The organism is Bacillus sp. FSL R9-9530, assembly GCF_038008145.1.
Lineage (GTDB): Bacteria > Bacillota > Bacilli > Bacillales > Bacillaceae_G > Bacillus_A > Bacillus_A mycoides.
This window is the reverse complement of sequence record NZ_JBBOYO010000002.1, coordinates 127671-149237: the sequence shown is the minus strand read 5'-3', so window position 1 is coordinate 149237 and position 21567 is coordinate 127671. Positions and strand designations below refer to the sequence as shown.

Annotated in this window: 24 protein-coding genes and 1 pseudogene; 20 read left to right on the top strand and 5 right to left on the bottom strand. The window is 32.5% G+C overall.

Annotation, left to right across the window (positions count from 1 at the left end; all coding sequences use genetic code 11):
- Positions 1-74 precede the first annotated feature (74 nt).
- From MKX66_RS28545 to MKX66_RS28485, 13 genes are all read left to right on the top strand, one after another.
- Positions 75-755, top strand: a complete 681-nt coding sequence (locus tag MKX66_RS28545) for a winged helix-turn-helix domain-containing protein (protein WP_076855486.1) — start codon at positions 75-77, stop codon at positions 753-755.
- 148 nt (positions 756-903) lie between these two features.
- Positions 904-1269, top strand: coding sequence for a cupin domain-containing protein (locus tag MKX66_RS28540; RefSeq protein ID WP_341087856.1), 366 nt, complete (start codon positions 904-906; stop codon positions 1267-1269).
- A gap of 19 nt (positions 1270-1288) precedes the next feature.
- Complete coding sequence (locus MKX66_RS28535; RefSeq protein WP_341087855.1) at positions 1289-2953, top strand: methionine--tRNA ligase; 1665 nt, start codon at positions 1289-1291, stop codon at positions 2951-2953.
- Positions 2953-3978, top strand: coding sequence for a branched-chain amino acid ABC transporter substrate-binding protein (locus MKX66_RS28530; protein WP_341087854.1), 1026 nt, complete (start codon positions 2953-2955; stop codon positions 3976-3978). Before MKX66_RS28535 ends, MKX66_RS28530 begins: the two co-directional genes overlap by 1 nt.
- A 24-nt stretch (positions 3979-4002) precedes the next feature.
- Complete coding sequence (locus MKX66_RS28525; RefSeq protein WP_341087851.1) at positions 4003-5331, top strand: SidA/IucD/PvdA family monooxygenase; 1329 nt, start codon at positions 4003-4005, stop codon at positions 5329-5331.
- Between the two features lie 27 nt (positions 5332-5358).
- A complete protein-coding gene (locus tag MKX66_RS28520) occupies positions 5359-6525 on the top strand; it encodes an NAD(P)/FAD-dependent oxidoreductase (protein ID WP_341087849.1) in 1167 nt (388 codons plus the stop codon).
- Positions 6526-6542: 17 nt separating this feature from the next.
- Entirely contained in the window at positions 6543-7040 is a 498-nt protein-coding gene (locus MKX66_RS28515) for a GNAT family N-acetyltransferase (RefSeq protein ID WP_341087847.1), read from the top strand.
- Between the two features lie 8 nt (positions 7041-7048).
- Entirely contained in the window at positions 7049-7528 is a 480-nt protein-coding gene (locus MKX66_RS28510; RefSeq protein ID WP_341087845.1) for a hypothetical protein, read from the top strand.
- A gap of 32 nt (positions 7529-7560) precedes the next feature.
- Positions 7561-8841 carry a diaminobutyrate--2-oxoglutarate transaminase gene (gene ectB / locus MKX66_RS28505; protein WP_341087842.1) on the top strand — a complete coding sequence of 427 codons (1281 nt, stop codon included), beginning with the start codon at positions 7561-7563 and terminating at the stop codon, positions 8839-8841.
- Between the two features lie 121 nt (positions 8842-8962).
- Positions 8963-10207 (top strand): ATP-grasp domain-containing protein, encoded by a 1245-nt coding sequence (locus tag MKX66_RS28500; RefSeq protein WP_240587761.1) that lies wholly within the window; start codon positions 8963-8965, stop codon positions 10205-10207.
- A gap of 1 nt (position 10208) precedes the next feature.
- Positions 10209-11363: an MFS transporter gene (locus tag MKX66_RS28495; protein WP_341087837.1), complete on the top strand. Its 1155-nt coding sequence runs from the start codon at positions 10209-10211 to the stop codon at positions 11361-11363.
- Positions 11364-11538: 175 nt separating this feature from the next.
- On the top strand, positions 11539-12207 hold the full coding sequence (gene cysE, locus MKX66_RS28490; RefSeq protein WP_341087834.1) for a serine O-acetyltransferase: 669 nt from the start codon (positions 11539-11541) through the stop codon (positions 12205-12207).
- A 12-nt stretch (positions 12208-12219) separates the two neighbouring features.
- Entirely contained in the window at positions 12220-12870 is a 651-nt protein-coding gene (locus MKX66_RS28485) for a hypothetical protein (protein WP_341087832.1), read from the top strand.
- Positions 12871-13113: 243 nt separating this feature from the next.
- Here MKX66_RS28485 and MKX66_RS28480 read toward each other — a convergent pair whose 3' ends face one another.
- Positions 13114-13311 carry a response regulator gene (locus MKX66_RS28480; RefSeq protein WP_341087831.1) on the bottom strand — a complete coding sequence of 66 codons (198 nt, stop codon included), beginning with the start codon at positions 13309-13311 and terminating at the stop codon, positions 13114-13116.
- A gap of 90 nt (positions 13312-13401) precedes the next feature.
- Here MKX66_RS28480 and MKX66_RS28475 point away from each other — a divergent pair.
- Positions 13402-13557, top strand: a pseudogene (locus tag MKX66_RS28475) (ArsR/SmtB family transcription factor); the annotation flags it as partial.
- Positions 13558-13616: 59 nt separating this feature from the next.
- On the opposite strand, the gene MKX66_RS28470 reads toward MKX66_RS28475, so the two are convergent.
- Together MKX66_RS28470 and MKX66_RS28465 are read right to left on the bottom strand one after the other, a co-directional pair.
- The gene (locus MKX66_RS28470; RefSeq protein ID WP_016095068.1) at positions 13617-13778 is read right to left on the bottom strand and encodes a hypothetical protein; all 162 of its coding nucleotides are present in this window, start codon (positions 13776-13778) and stop codon (positions 13617-13619) included.
- Positions 13778-14893, bottom strand: a complete 1116-nt coding sequence (locus MKX66_RS28465; protein ID WP_341087828.1) for a response regulator aspartate phosphatase — start codon at positions 14891-14893, stop codon at positions 13778-13780. The genes MKX66_RS28470 and MKX66_RS28465 overlap by 1 nt, the downstream gene beginning before the upstream one ends.
- 231 nt (positions 14894-15124) lie before the next feature.
- Between MKX66_RS28465 and MKX66_RS28460 the strand changes: the two genes are divergently transcribed.
- From MKX66_RS28460 to MKX66_RS28450, 3 genes are read left to right on the top strand one after another with little or no spacing between them, the layout of a single operon-like run.
- Positions 15125-15574 carry a helix-turn-helix domain-containing protein gene (locus MKX66_RS28460; protein ID WP_326996668.1) on the top strand — a complete coding sequence of 150 codons (450 nt, stop codon included), beginning with the start codon at positions 15125-15127 and terminating at the stop codon, positions 15572-15574.
- A 30-nt stretch (positions 15575-15604) separates the two neighbouring features.
- Entirely contained in the window at positions 15605-15922 is a 318-nt protein-coding gene (locus tag MKX66_RS28455; protein WP_341087827.1) for a transposase, read from the top strand.
- On the top strand, positions 15919-16233 hold the full coding sequence (locus MKX66_RS28450; protein WP_326996670.1) for a hypothetical protein: 315 nt from the start codon (positions 15919-15921) through the stop codon (positions 16231-16233). The genes MKX66_RS28455 and MKX66_RS28450 overlap by 4 nt, the downstream gene beginning before the upstream one ends.
- Before the next feature lie 82 nt (positions 16234-16315).
- Here the strand turns inward: MKX66_RS28450 and map are convergent, their stop codons facing one another.
- On the bottom strand, positions 16316-17056 hold the full coding sequence (gene map / locus MKX66_RS28445; protein WP_341087825.1) for a type I methionyl aminopeptidase: 741 nt from the start codon (positions 17054-17056) through the stop codon (positions 16316-16318).
- A gap of 382 nt (positions 17057-17438) precedes the next feature.
- On the opposite strand from map, the gene MKX66_RS28440 reads away from it, so the two are divergent.
- Together MKX66_RS28440 and MKX66_RS28435 are read left to right on the top strand one after the other, a co-directional pair.
- On the top strand, positions 17439-17969 hold the full coding sequence (locus MKX66_RS28440; protein WP_326996672.1) for a hypothetical protein: 531 nt from the start codon (positions 17439-17441) through the stop codon (positions 17967-17969).
- Between the two features lie 153 nt (positions 17970-18122).
- On the top strand, positions 18123-18578 hold the full coding sequence (locus MKX66_RS28435; protein WP_326996673.1) for a hypothetical protein: 456 nt from the start codon (positions 18123-18125) through the stop codon (positions 18576-18578).
- 295 nt (positions 18579-18873) lie between these two features.
- Here MKX66_RS28435 and MKX66_RS28430 read toward each other — a convergent pair whose 3' ends face one another.
- Positions 18874-20301, bottom strand: coding sequence for a serine hydrolase domain-containing protein (locus MKX66_RS28430; protein ID WP_341087821.1), 1428 nt, complete (start codon positions 20299-20301; stop codon positions 18874-18876).
- 617 nt (positions 20302-20918) lie between these two features.
- Here MKX66_RS28430 and MKX66_RS28425 point away from each other — a divergent pair.
- Positions 20919-21332 carry a hypothetical protein gene (locus MKX66_RS28425; RefSeq protein ID WP_341087818.1) on the top strand — a complete coding sequence of 138 codons (414 nt, stop codon included), beginning with the start codon at positions 20919-20921 and terminating at the stop codon, positions 21330-21332.
- The last annotated feature ends 235 nt before the right edge of the window (positions 21333-21567 follow it).

The window sequence follows — 21567 nt, the reverse complement described above, 5'->3', positions numbered from 1 at the left end:
ATCATAACACATAAAAAAAAATATCCAAATCTATTAATAATAATTTAATTTTATAACTGGAAAGGATTTTAAAAATGAACCTATTAATAATCAGTAAAAATAATGAGAATTTCAAAAGTGCACACAAATTACTTAATGTTCATGAAAATGAGATTTTATATGGAAGAGAAGCAAGAGATGCTGAATTATATTGTGGGAGAAAATTTTTAGATGGTGTAATCTTTGATCTACCTTATCCTACAAATGAGGAAATGGATTTTTGTGTAAAGTATAAAAGTAAAACACCTAAGACTAAAATAATGATTTTGGTGCTAGAAATATCACAAAATATGAAAGCTTCTCTTATAAAATCTGGCTGTGATGTTTTCGTGGTAGACCCTCCATCAGTATATATAGAAAAGTTATCGACTTTTAGTGAATTAATAGGAACCTCTAAAGAAATGAAACATGAAAAAATTATTATTGATAATGGAATTATTTTTGATGTGAAAGGGTGGAAAATTATAAAAAATGGAAAGTCGATTTCTCTTCCAGAAAAAGAATATAGATTATTTTCTCTATTTGCAGAGAACAAAGAAAGGATTTTTACAACTGAAGAGTTATTAAATAATGTTTGGGATGAAAGAACAGAAAAAGAACGGGTTAGACAGTATATAAGTAAAATCAGAAAAAAAATTGGGGATGATGGAAAAAATCCTAAGTTATTAATACATGAAAATGGTGCTGGATATTATTTGAAAACTAATAAAAGTTAATGAGGTTAATTTTTTTAAAAGAAGAACTTCTACTAAAAATACACGCACAATACACGATGATTACATAGTTTTTATAGTTTTGCAGTGATAAATTAAAAATGAAAGATATGTTAATAAATAGAATATAAGTAAAAAGGAGGTAATTATTATGCATGTAAAAACATTAGATAGAGAAAATCTAAAGTTTGAGTACGATCTTTATGCACAAAGAAATTTTCCATGGAAAGATGTTGTAGATCCACCTTTTGGCGGAGCATGGTGTGTATTGCAACCAGGACAAACTTCAGCCCCACATAATCATGACGAAAAAGAAGTTTTTATTATTGTAAAAGGAAAAGGGTTAGCGCGAGGAGATGAAAAAACTAGAGAAGTAATTACGGGAGATGTTATATATTTCACTCCATTTACAGAACACTGTATTACGAATATTGGTGAAGAACCGTTAGAGTTTGTCAGTCTTTGGTGGGATGGGCAACCGCAAAATAATGAAAATGAAATGGAATATCAAATTTGAATAATGAGGAGAGAAGTAAATGGATAAAAAAAAATATTTAGTAACAGCAGCCCCTCCAACTTCAAATGGTAACTTGCATATTGGCCATTTAGCTGGTCCATTTTTAGGGGCAGATGTTTTCTCAAGAATTCAACGCATGTTAGAAAATGATGTTCTTTATATATCCTACGGTGATGATTATCAAGATTATGTTGAAAGAAAGGCTTTAGAAACTAATAAAACACCAGAAGATATTTCTACATTTTATACGAACGAGATGAAAGAAACGCTTAGGATAGCTCATATGTTACCAGATCATTTTCCAGGATCAAAAGATATCCCAATGCATCCTCAAGTAATGCAAGAAATCTTTTTAGATTTATATAAAAATAATCAAATTCAATTTATGAATGTCACTACTTTTTATTGCAAAAAGTGCGAAAAATTCGAATACGAGGCTTATGCAAGAGGAAATTGTCATTATTGTGGTAGTCCTTCGGACGCAAACTATTGCGAAAGTTGCGGACAACCTCAAGAGGCAGGTATGTTATTGGATGCGAAATGTCACACTTGTAAAAATGAATTGAACTTATACATAGAAGATAGAGCATATTTTCCTCTATCACAACATAAAGAGGCCTTAGAAAAATATTATGAACACAAAAATTGGCGCCCTGACGCAAAAGAACTTTGCGAAAAGATTTTAGATAACAAAATTGATGCACCTGTTACTCGAAAATCAAAATGGGGTATAAAAGTACCTTTAGAAAATAGAGAAGACCATATATTAGACACTTGGTATGGCGGTCCTGCTGGATACATTAGTGCCACGATGGACTGGTCTTCATTGCAACCCGATAAAGATAAATGGAAGGAATATTGGCAATCTGAAGATACAAAATGGATTGCTTTTGTAGGGTATGATTGCACTTTTTCACATGGAGTTTTTTATCCAGCTATGCTAAAAGCACATGGGAAATATAATGCTCCTGATACAGTTGTGACAAATAAATTTTATGGTTTAGATGGTGAAAAAATTTCAACTAGTCGCAATCATGCTATTTGGGGTAATGATATTTTTAATTTAGTAAACTCTGATGCGGTACGATTATATCTTGCTTCAACTGCACCAGAAAGCACAGAGATGAATTTTAATTTGGATGATTTCAAACAATTCGTAAATGAGGATTTAGCTGATGCGTGGAATAATTGGTTACAAAGTTTATTTAATGAGGCGGCAAGTTTAGGAATTACATCAATAGATTCAATCTTCGATAATCCTGCTACTAATTTAGAAAAAAAGGCAATCAATTGCCTTGAGCAAATATCAGTTTATTATGACGCAGAAAATTTCTCGTTACAAAAAATTACTAGCTTAATTTTAGAACTAGCTAGAGAAGCTATGGATAGCTACTGGCGCTTTGATAGAACTGTTCATGAATCTAATTTAGCAATGATTAAAGAAAATTTGAAGGTAGTTAGATTGTTGGCTGTTATTGCATCGCCTATAATGACAGAGTTTTCAGTTAAAGTAATGGATATTCTTGGAGAGAAAAATATTGAGGAAAGAAAAATCTACCTTTGGACAGATTTAAAGAATAAAACTCAGATATTACCGAAAAAACCCTTAGAACCATTCTTTGCAAAAGTACCACAAGGTGTGTTTGAGAAATTATCAGCATACAAAAAGGGAGTTGTTAAATAGTGGTAGTAGATGCAATTAAATTTGGTGCAGCGGGTGCATTAAGTGGCATAAGAACTGCGCAAACTCCACAATTCTACAACGGTGTAAAAATCGCGGTGGACCACTGGAATTTAAACAATTCAGTCAAAGCAGAAGTGGTTTGGGGTGATGATCAAGCAAAAGCAGAAATCGCTCCTGAAGTAGCACGTGATTTCCTATCTCAAAAAGTAGAAGGCGTAGTTGGTCATTTTAGTAGTATTTGCGCATTAAAGGCATCGCCAATTTATATGGAAAAAAATGTTCCATTAATTCTTCCAGCTGCTACAAATTCGATGCTTACAAAGCAAAAAAATGTTTTTAGAATGTGCGCAACTGATGACGAATCTAGTAAATTAATTGCAAACGTAGCTATAAACATTATAAAAGCTAATCGAATAGCTTTTATAAGTGATAGCAGCTTTTATGGTATGAACCACATTGAATCAATATATAAAGAAACGATAAAAATTAAAAAAATTGATGCTATGGTTATGCACTGGAAAGAACATAATGACGTGATAACTTTAGTTGAACAAATATTGGGATTTAATCCTAATTTAATAATATTTTCAGGAAGATGCCACGATGCAGTGCATTTTATGAATTCGTTTAGAAAAAATATGAGAGAAATGTCATTTGTTTTTGGAGATGATGTCATAGTAAAAGAATTTACTGATAATGTGAATAGCACAGAAGGGAATATTTGGGCTGTTGGGCCATCACCAATTCCTTTAAACGATACATCTATCCAATTTATAGCTGAATATGAATCTATAGTAGGATCAAGGCCTGGATTCTATGCAGCGTCTACTTATGCATCTGTTCAATTACTTTTACAATCTATTATGAAAAATAGATTGGAGAACGTAGACTTACTGGATGTAATAGCTGAAAACGAGTTTGAAACCATAATTGGGAATGTAAAATTCGATTCAAACCATGAACTAAAAAATCAACCAATATCATTATGGAGTTTAAAAAATGAAATTTTTGTACCAATTAAATAAAAAATTATGTTGGAGGTAAGAAAAATGATAAATTATTCAGAAGAAATTTACGATCTAATTGGAATTGGGTTTGGACCAGCAGGAATTGCACTTGGAGTGGCAATTGATGATCACAATGAAGGCTTAAATGAAGAAAAATCAATAAAAGCATTATTTTTAGAAAAAGCAAACGATTCAACATGGCAGGGAAATATGCTTTTACCTAGAGCTCATATACAGCATCATTTCTTTCGCGATCTTGTAACTCCATATAATCCTAGAAGTAAATATACTTTTGCCAATTATTTGAAAGAGAAAGGACGTTTATTTCAATTTGGTTTACTAGGTTTAACACCTGGACGCATTGAATGGAATGATTATATTTCTTGGGTTGCACAACAATTAAATCAATACGTTACATATCAACAAAACGTAATTGAAATCAACCCTATAAAAGATGCTGAAGGAAATATTGATTTGGTGGAAATAATTACAAAAGATGTTGTTTCTAACGAGGTTAAAAAGTTTAAGGCTAAAAACATCACAGTAAATACAGGTAGAACTCCATATATTCCAGAACAATACAAACCATTTATGGGGGAAAAAGTATTCCACCCACACTTTTTCAAAAAGAAAATTGAAAACTTTAAAGCAGAAGACAAACCAAATTTTGCAGTTATTGGTTCAGGCCAAAATGCTATTGAAGTTATTTTAAGTATCTCAAATAAATTCCCGGAAGCGGATGTATATTCTATTAATAGAAATTTAGGTTTTAAGACATATGATTTAGGGCAATTCAGTAATGAAGTCTATCATCCAGAATTTGTAGATTATTTTTATGGTCTTACAAAAGAAGAACGTCAAAAATTATTTGATGAACAAATGAAAGCAACTAATTATTCAGCTGTAGGTCCTCATGTAAGTACAGATTTATATTGGAAAGTGTATGAGCAAAGTATCGAAGGTATTAACAAAATACATGTGATGAGATGCCAAGAAATTCTCGATGTAAAAGATGTAGAGAATGGTTACGAATTACATTTAAAGGATAACTATACAAAAGAAGAGTTGTCTATCAATGTCGATGGTATCGTCGTTTGCACAGGGTTTACAGAAGAAAAAATTCCTAGACCACTAGATAGCATTTTAAATTACCTTGAATTACATAAGGATGGAGATATTGATATTTCAAGGGATTATGAAATTGCCACAACAAATCAGTTTAACGTTGGGGTATATGCAAATGGAATCACAGAACGTACTCACGGTATTAGTGATGCTACATCATTTAGCATGATGGCATTAAAAGCAAAACATATTTTTGATCATGTGCAAGAATCTAAAAAAGCTAATCAAGAATTATTACATGTATAAGTTACTCATACAATTTGAGGTGAACAGATGGAAATTAATACAGAAATAGTGATAATTGGTGGGGGAATAATTGGAGCTAGTATAGCTCACTACCTTACTGTATTTGGTCAAAAAGATGTCGTTTTGTGTGAACAAGATCGACCACCAGGCATTGGGGCAACTAAAATGTCTGGTGGACTAATTAGGATGAGCCATACACACAGTATTCAAGCAAAACTGGCATGGGAAAGTTATGAAACTTTTTCAAATTGGGAAGAGACTATAGGCGGAAGCTGTGGTTTTAATAAAACAGGTTTTGCTTTATTGGTTGGGGAAGAACGAAAAAATAACTTAGTGGAAAATACAAATGAATTAAACAAAATAGGTATACCAATAAATTTAATAAAGCCGCAAGAACTTCAAAAAATGCAGCCCAATGTATCCATGGAAGGGGTTTCTATAGTAGCACATGAACCCCTTAGTGGATATGGTAATCCAAATTTAGCGACTTTAGGATTTATTAATAAAGCAAAAAATAATGGGTTAAAGGTAATGGAAGGTACTAAAGTAACAGGTTTTAAAATGAAAAACTCCAAAATATGTGGTGTCACGACTAATATCGGGAATATAAATGCAGAGAAGGTTATTATTTGTAGTGGTGCTTGGACATCAAGATTTTTAGATTTAATCAATGTACCCTCTCCTATAAAATGGAAAAATATAGGTATAAATTTTTTTAGATGTGAAAATAATTTATCCACCACTTCTTTAATGACCTATATTGATGATGTTTATGGTTGTTATTTCCGACCACTTAACTCAAAAGAAATCTTGGTCGGTGTTTCATCGAATAATGGAAAACAAATGTATAGTGCTGAGAAAAATATGTTGGATATAGATGATGTTCAATTAGCCTATGAGACAATTAATAAACGTATATTTAACAATAAATTTAAGCCTTTAGGCGGTAGGTATGGATTTGATGCATATACGCCTGATAAACATCCTGTTATTGGAGATATCCAGGGAATAGATGGTATTTATATTGCTACTGGATTTAGCGGAGGGGGATTTAAAATCGCTCCTGCTATTGGGAAATCGGTAGCAAAAGAAATATTGGAAAGAACCGAGGATGCTTGTCTAAGCAAGCTTAGATTACATCGATTTGAAGAAGGTAATCTCATCGTTCCACAAAAAACATACACATATATGTAAAGTAAGGAGATGATCTTATGGGGAAAAATGTTAATATCGAAGTTTTTCAAGCTACACTTAATGATTTAGAAACAGTAACAGATCTTTTTGATAAATATAGAGTTTTTTATAAACAACTTTCGAACGTAGAACAGAGTCGTGATTTTTTAAAAGAGCGATTTGAAAAAGAAGATTCCGTTGTTTTTTTAGCTATATTTAAAGACGAAAATGGTAAACATACGGGTGCTGGATTTGTACAGTTATACCCTTCATTTTCTTCTGTATCAATGCAAAGGCTGTGGATCTTAAATGATTTATACGTGGATTCAAATTATAGAAAAAATGGTGTTGCCAAAGCTCTAATGGAGAAGGCTAAAGATTATTCTGTAAAAACAAAGGCAAAAGAATTAGTGTTACAGACAGCTGTAAATAACTATCCGGCACAGTCACTGTATGAATCTATAGGATATAAGAAAACAGAAGATGTTTATGAGTATACGTTTTCACTAAAACAAGAATATTCGCAGAACAAATAGTTTCTGGAATGCAGAAAATGATCAAATTTAGTGAGAAATATAAAAAAAGATGCGTTAAATTTTCTGAAGTTTGGGAACATGATGGCTGGTATTTTAAGGTGTATACAATTGCTCTTGATGATTCTAAAATCTCTCCTTCTTTAGTTAATATAGCTAAGCAAGAAACTATAAAAAAAATTAATGGAGTCACTTTAGAAAATACGGTTTATAAAATTGGTATTATCATTGTACATGAAGCGCGTGAAGCAGACTTTTTATTAATAAACTGGTGGTTTAACGAAAATATGTTGAGTTCTCATATATATTCTTGCCCTAAAGATAATTATGGCTTATTAGAGTATTTATCTCCAACAGGTGGCGGAATGTGTGTGTGGGAATTACAAGTATTATGGTTTGAAAAAAATGCATGGATTAATCATGTTTTATTAGAAGGAAGTGTAGCAAACTTCCATGCATACTTAAACTGTCGTTTTAATGGATGGATCTAAAATGTAACAATATATTTGAAAGGGTGTTAATCATGGAAGGTGTAAAAAATATATCCATAAAAACTTTTGACGAGTTAGAATCTCAAGTCAGAAGTTATAGTAGGAACTTTCCTACAGTTTTCAAAAGTTCCAAAGGATATAAACTAAGAGATATAGAAGATCGGGAGTATATTGACTTTTTCTCAGGTGCTGGAACGCTAAATTACGGTCATAATAACCCTCGTATGAAAAATGCTATTATTGATTATTTAAATAGTGATGGTATAGTACATAGCCTTGACATGGGAACAATGGCAAGAGGGCTATTTTTAGAGAAATTTAATGATATAATTCTCAGCCCAAGAAATTATGAATACAAGATTATGTTCCCTGGACCAACTGGAACGAACTCAGTAGAAAGCGCATTGAAGATTGCACGTAAAGTTACTGGGAGAACTAATGTTATTAGTTTTAGTAATGCTTTTCATGGAATGACACTTGGCTCGCTTTCCCTTACAGGTAATGCATCAAAACGTAAAGGTGCAGGGGTTCCTTTAAATAATGTTACTATAATGCCTTATGATCAGTATATTCAAGGGCAAGAGTCCATCCGTTATTTAGAAAAATTTCTTGAAGATACCGGAAGTGGAGTGGATTTACCTGCTGCAATTATTTTGGAAACCGTGCAAGGAGAAGGCGGACTGAACGTGGCGAGTTTTTCTTGGCTAAAAGAAATTGAGCGTCTTTGCAAAGAATATGGAATTCTTTTAATAGTAGATGATATCCAGGCGGGTTGTGGAAGAACAGGTACATTTTTTAGCTTTGAACCAGCTGAAATAAGACCAGATGTCATTTGTTTATCTAAGTCTATAGGTGGCTTTGGGCTACCAATGGCTTTAACGTTAATTAAGCCAGAACATGATAGATGGAGTCCAGGCGAACATAATGGAACTTTTAGAGGAAACAACCTTGCCTTTGTTGCTGCAATGGAAGGGTTAGAATACTGGAAAGATCAAAAATTCGCACTAGAACTAAGAGATAAAGCTGATTACATTGAAAAACATTTATCTCGTATAATTTCAGAATATCCTGAAATTAATGGTGTGTTAAAGGGAAGAGGCTTAATGCAAGGAATAGCTTGCTTAACTCCTAATTTAGCAAAAGAAATATCAAAAAAGGCGTTTGAAAAAGGTTTAATAATTGAGACATCTGGACCAAGTGATGAAGTTATAAAATTATTACCGCCTTTAATTATTGATATGGAAGGCATTACAGAAGGTATTTCAATTTTAGAGTCTAGTATAAAAGAATGTATTTTAAATTTAGAATTTTAAAATGATATAAACTTTACAAATAAAATCCTTTTCTTATTTAGTAAAGGATTTTATTTGTAAAGATAATAAACCATGTATGAGTAATGACGAAAAAATTACTTGAATAATAGGGGTGTTAATGATGAAAGAGTATATTTTATTATTAGGAGCAGACCAATTTTTAAGAGAACGTTCACTAGCTGGGGCTAAGTCTATAAGTCATTTACCCGTTTGGACAGCTGATTCAAATGCTAAGACTAAATATAATAGATATTTTGATAATTGTATTGAAGCAGATCCGCAAGATTCTATGAAATTGTTAAAGGTTATAAATGAATATAAAGAAAAAGGCTGGACACCTAGAGTAATTGTTCCTTTGAATGATTGGACTTTAAAGGCAGCTAACGAAGTGAATCAGCAATTGGGTTTAAGACATTTAAATTCAAATACAGTAAATTTAGCAAGGAATAAATTCGCGATGAAAAAGTCGTTTTTCGAGCATAGCGTAAATACCGCTCCTTTCCACTTAATTCAAGATGAAAGTGAGTTGCAATTGGCTGTAAATGATTTAGGACTTCCTGTTGTCATTAAACCTTATGATTTTGGAGGAAGTGCAGGGGTGTATTTAGCGCGTACTGAGAATGAAGCAATTCAGGCATTTAAAGAATCACAAAAAGTTTTAGAGGAATATGGTGAAATATTTGGGGTAGAAGGAGATAAATATTTAGTTGAAAAATATATAGATAGTAGAGATGAAGTTTCTGTAGAGGTAGTTTGTTTTGATAAACAGTACCAGGTATTAACTGTCACCGAAAAATATTTATCACCAGAGCCTTGGTTCTCAGAAATGGCCCATTTGGTTCCTAGTCATAGAGTAAATGATGAGGAATTGCGTGAGCTAGCATGTGAAGCTTGTAGGGCTTTAGATATTGAATTTGGATTAGCCCATGTAGAAATTAAAATAAAGGATAATGAATTTTGGGTAATTGAAGCTGCTGCAAGACCAGGGGGCGATGGGATTATGGATCAAATTGAAAGAGCATACGGAATTAATCCATACAGTCTACATGTTAGTTGCTATTTAAACGAAAATCCATTTATGCATATTGAAAAATTGGAGCCAACTCAAAGTGCAGCTATAGCATTCTTAAAGGCACCATCAGGTATTATTAAAGAAATTAAAAATACTGATAATTTACCTGAAGAAGTACATTCATTGGAAATACAAGCCCATGTTGGAAAAGTATCAGCTGACCCTATCTTCTGTCTTTCAAGAGAAGGAACCGTGGAGTATACATGGCAAAATTTATTCGAAACAAAAACTGATAAACCATTAGAGATGACAAAAGTATTATCTGAAGAAATTTTTGAAGTAGAGGAATGTTAGTATGTATTTATACGTTATATTATCAGGTTTATATAGATTCATATGCGGTGCTCTTTTATTAGCGATAAACTGGAAACTAGCGACTGATGGTAATGATAATTTCGGATCATTAGCAATGGCTACGATAGTTTCTTTTGTACCCGCAATATTTGTACCTATATTTGCAAAAAAAGCTTTAAATAAGTATGCTGGATCAAAAATAACAGGTGTAGGATTAATCGGAGTCGTTTTCTGTTGTTTATTATTGTCGAATTATTATCAAATTAATTCTAGTGTAGTTATGATAAATTTCGTTGCTTGGATTTTTTTCTTTCTACTAGAGTCAAGCTGGGAAATGTGGTTTGCTAATTTAGCAAAAAAATATAGTAAATTACAAGTAACTAGATTTAGTTCTATTTCTATGACAGTTAATCAGGTTGCGTTAATGATTGGACCAATTTGTGCTCCTTTTGTAATAAATAAACTAGGGTATAGTAATTTTTACGTTGTGGTTTCAGTAATATTTTTTGTTTTTGGTTTCATCGCATTTTTGCAAAAAGGAACCGTGGAAGAGATTGTAAAGTCTGATACTGTAAAATTGAAAACGTTTAACCCTTTACTTTTTTTATCTTTAGCATTAATTTGGCCAGTCTTGGGTGGAATAAATTTTATGCTTCCAGTTCAGGTTAGTATTCAAAATGGAAAAATGATGGATGTTGGAATTTTGGACGCTTTTATTAGTGTGGGAATGGTTTTAATAGGAATCTTTTTATCAACTATTAAAATAGCATCAGATATGTATAAAATTATACTGTCATGTATTAGTATAGTGATTGGTTTATTAATTTGGAATTTCATTAATTTAGGAATTATAGGTTTTGGCATTGCTTTAGCATTTTTAGGTTTTGGTTTTGGCGGATTAAGGATCATTACTAGAAGTGTTATGGCGAATAACTACACAAGTGCAGAGGTAGGGCTGATGGTTTCTAGAGCAAATGCTTGTGCTTTGCCTATTCTAGCGTGTGTATTGTTTATTTCAAGAATAAATATTTCTTATACATGGTTGAGCCCATTTATATTAGCTTTTTTAATGGCGGCATTTTTATTATTTGGAATAAAGTATGAACAAAATAAAAATGTTATAGCTTCAGAAAAGGAGAATGAAATTAACTGCTGATTATTCTAAAGGTAATTGCATTACTTATATGCAATTACAAAGGGAATAAGGATAAATAATTTAATTTTACTGATTGAATTTGTTTAATGTGAAAACTACTTAATGGATAATCTAAGTAGTTTTCATATTATGATTATTACATACTTCCAAAAGTGCTCTTAAAGGAAGGGGATATATGTTTAAAAAAATTAATGAAGACATTATGTGTGTGTTAAATTCTGATCCTGCAGTGAAAAATAAAATAGAAGTAATCCTTTGTTATTCAGGAGTACATGCAATTTGGCTATATCGGATTAGCCATTTTTTTTGGATGAAAAATTTTTTATTAACAGCTAGAATCATTTCACAGTTATCTAAATTCTTAACTGGTATAGAAATCCATCCAGGTGCTAAAATTGGAAGGAGATTGTTTATTGACCATGGAGTTGGTGTCGTTGTTGGGGAAACATGTGAAATTGGAAATGATGTGACATTATTTCAAGGCGTGACTCTAGGTGGTACAGGTAAAGAAAGTGGTAAAAGACATCCGAATATCGGAGACAATTGCATTATTTCTAGCGGGGCGAAAGTATTAGGTGCTATCAATATAGGTGAATATTCTAAAGTAGGGGCCGGTGCGGTCGTTTTGAAAGATGTTCCTAGCAATTCGACAGTTGTAGGAGTGCCAGGACAGATTGTTATTCATAATGGCAAAAGAACAAATAATTTACAACCTCAAAAATTGTTGGAAGAAATTTTAGATTCTAATAAATCTTTAAAGATGGAAATAGAAGATTTGAAAAAAGAAATACAAATTTTGAAAAGAGAAAAGACTGAAATATTAGTCACTTCAAATGAAAGTTGAGGAGATATAAAAATGTATAATAAAAGAATTATTAATTTGGAAATTCCTTCGTATAATGCTATAAATTTCTTAGAAATATACAGATTACCACAAGTTCATTTGAATCAGGCCCTTAATATAACTCAACATCTACAAAAATCCTTAAGCCTGCAAACGCTTAATCTTGAGTTCGATCAATTAAATGATTTAATTAGTGAAATTCCTGGAGGAAGTATTTTAAATACAATTAATCAAAGGGTAGAATATAGTGAGATTAATACTACCTGTGCAATAAATAATATCGTGGATATCGTTAAAAGTAATTGTGAGATGTTTAAAGATGATTTTTTATTACAATCTAAGCTAGAAAGTGTAATTTCAAACGTATTTTTAAATCTTGCTAATCAAGAAAAAAATTCTTATATATTTTATCATGAAAAATTATCTTATAAAACTAGTTATAGTTATCATGTTATTTTTGTAATAGATAACATGGAGTCCAGTTTAAATGTTTTTCCAATTTCATTTAATATTAATGTGGATTCCAGTTATGAAAGTCTAAATAAAAACTCAATTAATGATCTTCAATCTTATAATATTAAAATTAATGGAATAAATTTTGTGATAAGTAAAAATAATGAATCAGCAGAGATAATGGAAAGAGTAACGGAAAGTACCTTATAGATAATAAAATATTCTTTATAATAACTTGCTCTTTGTGTTCGATGGGTCTATAGAAAACTAGATAAATAAACAAAAGTCCTTACATTAATTAACGTGAGGACTTTTGTCTACTTATCAGCCATCAGTATATTGTACAATTTTATCCTTGCTAAGTGCTTTTTGAGTATCGGTTACATGCTAAATTAAAATATGAATGTAAATGCAGCTGTAATCCCAATTATGCTAAAAATTACTTTTTTCATTTTAAAGTCTTCTTCTCAAAGTTTTTTCTTCTATTCGATGGTTAAGATAAAAATAGTCACTTGCTTTTGAACGGTTATTTTCTTGATGGAATAAAATTGAAAATTTTTTAGCGTATGCTTGTACATATTTATGTAGGCCTTCTTTATCAAAATACGAGCTTCCTGTTTTAGCTTTCTTTTCTAATTCGCTAGCATTCACTTTTTGATTTAATTTTTCTAAGATTAGAAGGTGATAATCGTGCTCTTCATTTTTTAATTCTTTACAAATTTCTAATCCCTTACAATATAGTTAACGAAGTTATTAAATGTACCTCAATCTATCGCATCTCAGCACCTATCTAAAATGCGTGGAAAGATCCTTCGTTCAGAAAGAAAAGAATTGGAGATGTACTACTATATTGTCAATTCTAAAGCATGTCAGATTGTTAGTGTGCTAGGTTTATAGAAAAAGTATTAGATAGCAAAAGTCCTCACAATAAGTGAGGACTTTTAAATGCGCTTAGATTAAATTTGTTGTGGTGCACCACCATGGTCGCCGACACTATATGTAGGAGCAGGGTAATGTCCATGAGTAGCAAGTTGGTCTGTTTGAGAAAACTGAGTAATTCCCACCGTTAACGCCCCAATAAAAGCAATACCAGATAATAATAAAATAATTTTTTTCATTATTTTAACGCTCCTTTTTCGATGGATTTTCGTCTTGCTTGATAACAAATATGGAAATAGTCACTTACCTTTTTGTGGTTTTCTAATTTTCTACACATTGTAGCAAATAATTCAGCATATTCCACAACATAATCCCATAACTCTTCTTTCTCAAAGTACATAATTCCTTCTTGAATGATTTTTTCTAATTCTTCCAATGGAATATTTTCGTTTAAGCTATTTAAAATAGAGAAGTGATGCGTATATTCCTCGTTATTAATTCCTCTGCAGATCTGTAATCCCTTATCAATGAGTTGGCTGGCTGTCGATTGTTCTCCTAATTTATAATGTTCCTTAGCTTCTAGGAAGATAGCCTTAAAGTGCGTAGGCATTTTAGCTGTTACTTCTGAAAGATGACGAATAGCTAAAGTAGACATGTTTTGATCAGAATATAGCCAACCTATTGTACTTCTTACATATAACAAGGAATCTTCTTCCTTATTCTTTTTAAGTAAATCAATTGCAGAATTTAGATATTCTTCTGCTTGTTCGTACTGCTTTAAATAGATACAGCAGCCGCCTAGCAAGCTATTACAAAAGGCTACTTTCACTTCATAGCCTTCATGATTCGAAAAGATTTCTTTTGATTTATTTGCGTATTCAATTGAATTGAGCATGTTATAAGTATGGTGATAAAAAGTTGAGATTCTATAATAGAATTCAGCATGTTCAACTTCATCCGGTATATCTACTAGTATCTTTTCTGCCTGTTTATAATGTTCCTCCGCCATAGTATAATTTGCGATAAAAGTAGCATGCATGGCTTTGAAAAAGTGATAATAAAAGCGAAGAAATTGGTCTGTAGGCATATCATAATCGCTAATAGTATCAAAACTATTTTTTTGAATACTAAGGCTATCTGTTAAGACTGTGTAACGAAACTCAAGTAGTGAGTAATATAGTAACAAATTTTGATCCTGACAATCTTGATTCGGCTCAGTACTTAACTTACTGATTTTTTCATCGATTTCCTTTTTTAGATTGGTAGCTTTTAAAACTTGTTGAGATAACATAGATTGGTACCAGTCGTTCAATAGAGAGGTTAATTGCTCATTCCCCTTTACTAAAACACTCATTATATATTCCCCCATCTTATAGAAGTATCCTAATCCTATTTAATTAGTATCATCATAGCAAAATATCAGCATTATTTGAGTGATTTCGAGTTATTTTTCAATAAAATTCAGAAAAAATAGTTAATTTATATCGATTTTATAAGCTTTAATACTTAAACTTGTACCAATTCACGCAAACGTGATAAGATTAAGTTAATTAATTCACGCTTGCGTGAAAGGGGGGGTCTGAAAATGAAAGCCGAAAGAATTTTTGAGGGGATTAGTGAAGATGGATTATGGAATAAGGCTATATTTAAGGTGAAAAAAGGTATCTATTATTATGTATCTGAGAATAGTACGATTGAGGTAACTGGCCATGAATTTCTAGATGTAAGCAAATTAGAAGAAGTTCACCAGGGGGATGATCATAATTTGTTTGCTGTAAAAGGGGATGAAAGAGACATTTTACAGCAGTTAGAGATGGACGGTTTTGATTACAAAGATGTTGAATGGGATAGCCTCGATCTGTTGGATAATGAAATTCTAAGTAGTACGGATGCAATAGAAGAATGGGGAATTGATGCATCAACATTACGTAAAAGAATTAATGATTTTCCAAAAGGTTCAATTCGTAAAATTGGAACGACGTATGCTGTGACTCGATTTGGAATGCGCTGTGTCTTCGGTTCGAATAAGAAATAAGTAAAAATAAAATAGGGGAGGTAGCGATCAATGAAGAATCATACAAGGAATTCCAAAGGTCAATTAATACAAACCAATAAGAAATGGTCTCACCTAAAGCAAAAACAGCGTGAAACTATATCAAACTGGCTGAGAGAGGCTTATATAGAGAAGATTAAGGTTTATAACCGTAGATTAAAACCGAGAGAACATGAAGATGTTTTAGAGAAGGTAATGAGTAAAATCAATGATCGCGAAATTTGGATTCCGGATTACGAAGTCGAAAAGTATTACAAAGGAAAAATAAATAAATGGTATAACAAACACATTTCATTGGAAGAAAAAAATGATAAGGAGGAGAAAATATGAAACATAGTATCGGAAATGTGAGTACTTCATATATAATCCGCCTAATTTTAAATGATTTAGACACATTTATCACAGCAGGAAAAAGGGAATTTAATTTCTGCTCAGAATCTGGAATATCCTCTGTAGAGGAGCTAATTTCGGATTGGTTGAAATGGTTTAATGATTATCCGGAAGGTATATCACCAGACGAATTAAAAGAAATTGAAAGGGAATTAGGAGAATTGATGGGGAGTATGTCTATATGGTCCCATTATATTGGGGTAGCGTCAGGAAAATGCGGATTTACAACGTTAAGAAAAATTCAATATTAAAAAGCCTAATTTCTCAGCATAAAAATGAAAAATTAGGCTTTTCATTGCTCCATTAAAGCGCCCTATTGTGGTATTAGTGCTCTTACAATGTAGTGATAATCGGTCCTTCCTTGGTAAGGATAATCGTATGTTCGTATTGAGCCACAAAGCTTTTATCGGTTAGGCAGGTCCATCCATCTTCGGATTGGAAAACTTCCTCTTCAAATGTAGAGATCATAGGCTCAAAGGCAATTACCATTCCATCCTTTAAAATTTCGTCATCCCAGTGAGAGAAATAATTGAAAATGTGTTTTGGTTCTTCATGAATCGAACGCCCAACACCGTGTCCAGTAAGATTTTTTATGACTGTTAAGCCATGCTGTTTTGCTACATTGTGTGCAGCTTTTCCGAGCGCACTTTTTTTTGAACCTGGCTTTGCCTTCTTAAGCCCAGCATCGAATGCTTCTTTAGCAACGTCACATATTTTCTGTAAAATTGTCTCTCCTTCCCCTATTACAAAGGAAATTCCGGTATCTGCGAAATATCCGTTTTTTGAACCTGAAACATCAATATTTACAATATCCCCTTCTTGAATGGTCCGTCTCCCCGGAATCCCGTGCGCTACTTCTTCATTTATGCTAATGCACGTATATCCAGGAAAATCGTATTCACTTTTTGGGGCAGATTGAGCTCCTGCTTTTTCAAACATCTCTCTCGCAATTTCATCGAGTTCTTTTGTGGTAATTCCAGGTTTCGTACTATGGACTAATTCATCTCGAATCGCACCACAAATTTCACCAATTACTTTTAATCCATTAAAATCCTCTTCAGTCTTTGCAACCATTGTATATCCTCCCTTTTCAAAGTATTTTATGATTAGTATACCATTTAGTTTCTAGCAGGAACGGGGTTTTCTTCAACAATCTGGCCCTTTAATGGAGGAAGAAAACACTATTTGTTCTTTTCCGATAGCTTTCTATATAATGAGGTTCTGGATACATTTATAATTTCACAAATTTAACGTTGTTAAAAACAAGGGAATCGTCTTGAAAATGGGCTTAGCGTTGTAAATCCGCATTTTCCTGACGCTACCCCATTAGTGAAATAGAATTTCCGAAAGCTGCTATGAGTTTTATTGAAGAGGGGATACTTTGTTATAAAGTAGGAGCCTACAGATCATCGTATATCATGTCATATTTATTTTTTAAAATGTAGTAAAATCCGGAGTGTTAGAAAGTTCGCATACTCCTAATGGAATAACTGAGAACGAATGGAGAGAAAAAAAGAGACAAATTTCAAACGAAGATACTTGGGAAAATAAGGTGTTTGATTTAATTAATGAAGGGGGAACGCATAGTCGTTACTTTAAAATTAGCAAATCCAGAATCGCACAAATGGAATATTGGAGAGCGTTAAGGAATGACTGTGTACATTCTAAAGATAATTTAATTGCAGCTGCACACGTCGAATCTTTTTGGCTATTTGTACAATCCATTCTTCCTAAGTTAGTAATCAACGGCAGTAGGGATTTCTTATTAAAAGAACTTGAGGAGTATTTTGACAACGTTTATTTCAATAATCCTGATAAGGTTCAAGAAATTGTTAGAAGTATTCCTCACTTAGCTGAAAATAATAATCTTCCTGAGTTGTTTGTAGAAATACATAATCACTTTAAAGAAAATAGGAATTATCGGGTTGCTGACCCTACTGGAAAAGCTCGTGCATTTTGGAAAGCGATTAATTCAAGTGAGAATTAACTTATAAATGAAAGTTTTAATAGATTTTTAACGCATAGCAATGAAACTTTTGAAAAGTTCATAATGCTGTTCCCTGAAAGGTTTTTAAAATGTCACGCTGAAAATAGGTATATAATAAGTCATTTTATTAATAACCCGCTACCAGATTGGCTTATGTTCGATTATCCAAATGCAGTCAGCTTACTTTGTACATGTATAAGGAATGGCCTATTAGATTCTAAGAAGTCAAAAAAACTCGTTGCCTGTGTAAATTGTGATTTAAAAGGGCTGAGAGATGAAGAAATAATGTTACTGAAAAGCCAAGGCTTTTTTGACGACATAAAAGAATATATGATGAAAGGTTTACATAATGGGAATGCGTTTTCATATACAAAAATCAACGGTCAGTCTGTAGAGTTAGCTTATTTTGTGAAATATTGTTTAATGACTGACCATGAAGGTGAGAGATTTACTACTCTATTAAACAATACTCTAGTGGGCTTGGAAAACTCTTCCGTATTTAATGAATTAGAAGAAGTTTTAACTCAACACTCAGAGATCCTTGAATATATAAAAGAAGTGATTGCTAATAAAGGACAGGAATTATGTGATTTTTTCACAAGATTATAAAATGTAACCAAAAGACGGTGCCGGCAGATGGTACCGTCTTTTGGTTGTTGGTGCGCAGAAATAATAAATTTGTTTAATGCAAAATAAAGTCATTTAAAAAATAATATAGTTGTTTAAAAATCCTTATTCCACGAACGGAGCAGGTTAGTGGAAGCAATAGTAATTAGGTTTGACTTGGAAAATTGTCGATGATATTAAAAAAGACACCGAAGTGTCTTATGTTTTTCAAATTAAGCATACCGATAAATTGAAATTTAATTACTTAACATTATGCTTATCTTGGGAGCGAGGTATTTTATCGGTGAGTGTATACAAACCATGTAATGCTTGCTGTTAATAATGCTGACGAAATCAAAGCTGTAAGAACACTATATGTTTGCCAAATAAGTATCGTTGACCAATCGAAAGCACAGCACAGTATACCCTGGGCAATCGTAGCGATCAGGAAAATAACTGTTACGGTTATTCTCTTTTTTGTCATTGGCTGCCGCTCATTCGTTTTCCTTCTGCGTAATCCTAAGAGAAATAGCAAAACGGCCAATAGGCAAAGAATAATTGTGATAGACGACAAAATGATATCCAAAAGCTGTGTGCCGCTTATTTCATATGACTGAGTTAGATTGCCTTCTAATATATCTTTAACTTTTAGTACCATATTTATATTGGTATTTGCGCCGTTGCTCAGCAAGGAGACGGCTGTTCGTTCATTTAGCAGTATGACTACTTCGGTTCTGAAATTTGGATTGCCCCCAGTGTGTTCTATAGTCGTTTGTTCGGCGTTTACGGACCAGCCTGCCGCATAATACATACCGTTGACAGCCGAAACAGACATATCACCCCTATGTGATTTTTCGATAACCGTGTGAAATATTTCGGGTATGTCCTGCACGATACCCATCTGTATGCCCATCCAACGCGCCATATCTTTTGTATTAGAAATGATGTAGCCTGCGGGTTTATTCCCAGCATAATCCGGAGCTTTAAATGGAGTTGTCATAAAAAAGGAAGAACGGTAGCCCTGTGCCAACTGTCCAGTGGCTTGAGCATCTTCTTTATAAACATACGTCTGGTGAAGACCTAACGGCTGAAATACCTGTTCCTTCATAAAGTCTTCATAGCTTTGTCGCGACACAATCTCAATAACCAAACCCAATACATCATAATTAACGGTTCCATAGTTATACTGTTCACCGGGAGGGAACGCCAATTCAGCATCCACGAGCATTTCCACAGTCTTTTGCAACATATCCGGTGTATTGCCTTGTGGAATATTTTGAAGATGCCTAATATTTGTTAGACCACTGGTATGGTAAAGAAAGTTATTTAGTGTAAGACTTTGCATATCAACAGGTTTCCCTTGATACTTTAATGTAAACCAAGGTAAATATTTTTGGACAGGGTCAGTCATTGAGAGCAGCCCTTGCTCTTCCAACAGCATAATACCCATACCGGTAAAAGCTTTACTGACCGAGGCTAACTCATAGAGTGTATTTTCACTTGCAGACAACCCCTTTTCACGGTCTGCATACCCTGAAGAAAAGTAGAACACTTCATCATCAGCAAGTATTGAGATTGACATTCCCGGCACACCTGATATACGAGAGGCATCATCTAGCAACGCTTGTATTGCCGCAGATTTCGAATCTGACAACGCATAACTTTGTGTTGCGAATCCTGAGAATAATATAAATATCGTTAATACAAAAACAATAATCTTTTTCATAAACTCTCCTTTTTGAAAAATTATAAGAGAATAATATAAATAACCTACTTTACAACTACTAAACTAAATTTTAATTTATCTTTCTATTCACCTATATAATATCAAGTAATTGTGAAGAGTTACACTTAAACGAACAGATTCGTTAGTCAATAAGAAGTAAACAACTTTATTATTTATTTTTTAAGTATTATATAAACAGATGGATATAATTTGAAACAACTTTAAAGAGCCTTGCTACGTAGAATGTAGTAAGGCTCTTAGCTTTTATTAATCAAAATTCAATAACTTTATTATCATTATACAATTTGTAATAAAGATAGGTGTATACATCTATAACTTAGACTTGAACTAATTTATCCATTTTTCAAGTAAGGGGAATATCGAGATTATTTATGTGTATAGTGAGAATTAAGGTTTAGAATATTCTGTGTCAATATTATCAATTTACTATAGTTTACAATTATGTAAAAATAGAACTGATTATATTTTTCCGTAAATAGTATATTAAAAGCTATCTTAAGCGTAATGTGAGTATTTATAGTCTGCTTATAAACGGTGACTGGGGATTGTGATCAAGTACTGGTAGAACTTATCAAACGAAATGAGGTGACTGTAACTTGAGAGAAGTTGCGAAAATAGTACAAATGATACGTTTACAAGAGGAGCATTTTGGGTGTAATGCAAACGCAGAACAGTATTTTGCCAAGCAATGTAAAATAGAACGAGAGAGTATTAAATTAGAAAAAAATATAGTTGAAAAACGAACTCAAAAATTTCAAACGACAGAAGAAAAATGGGACACAAAATGTAAAAAAGCAGTACAATTATTTAATCAAGGAGAGGAATATCCAACTATTGCAAAAAAACTGAGATGCAATGTGAGTAGTTTGTATAGAGAACTTAAGAAACGGGGCGCATTACAAATACCAAAGCAGGTAGCAGCATCTAAATCATTAAAATCGCCCATAACATCAACACAAACAAAAAAAACGAATTTCGAACGATATAAAGAATATTATATGTACAAATAGAAGAATTCATGGCTATAAATCTATACTTGGTTCTTTAGTATTAACAAGCTCAGATTATAAAGGATACAATGAAAAAGTGCATATTTAGCAGCAAATCTTCTTACAGTATTTATAGAACATCTGCAAATGTTAAAATAAGAATAATTTGTCTAAAGTAAAAGAATCCCCATGTCATAAAGGATTCTTTTAGAAGAGTTAGAGAGCTGTTGTTACTTGTCTCATATTCATTTTACGT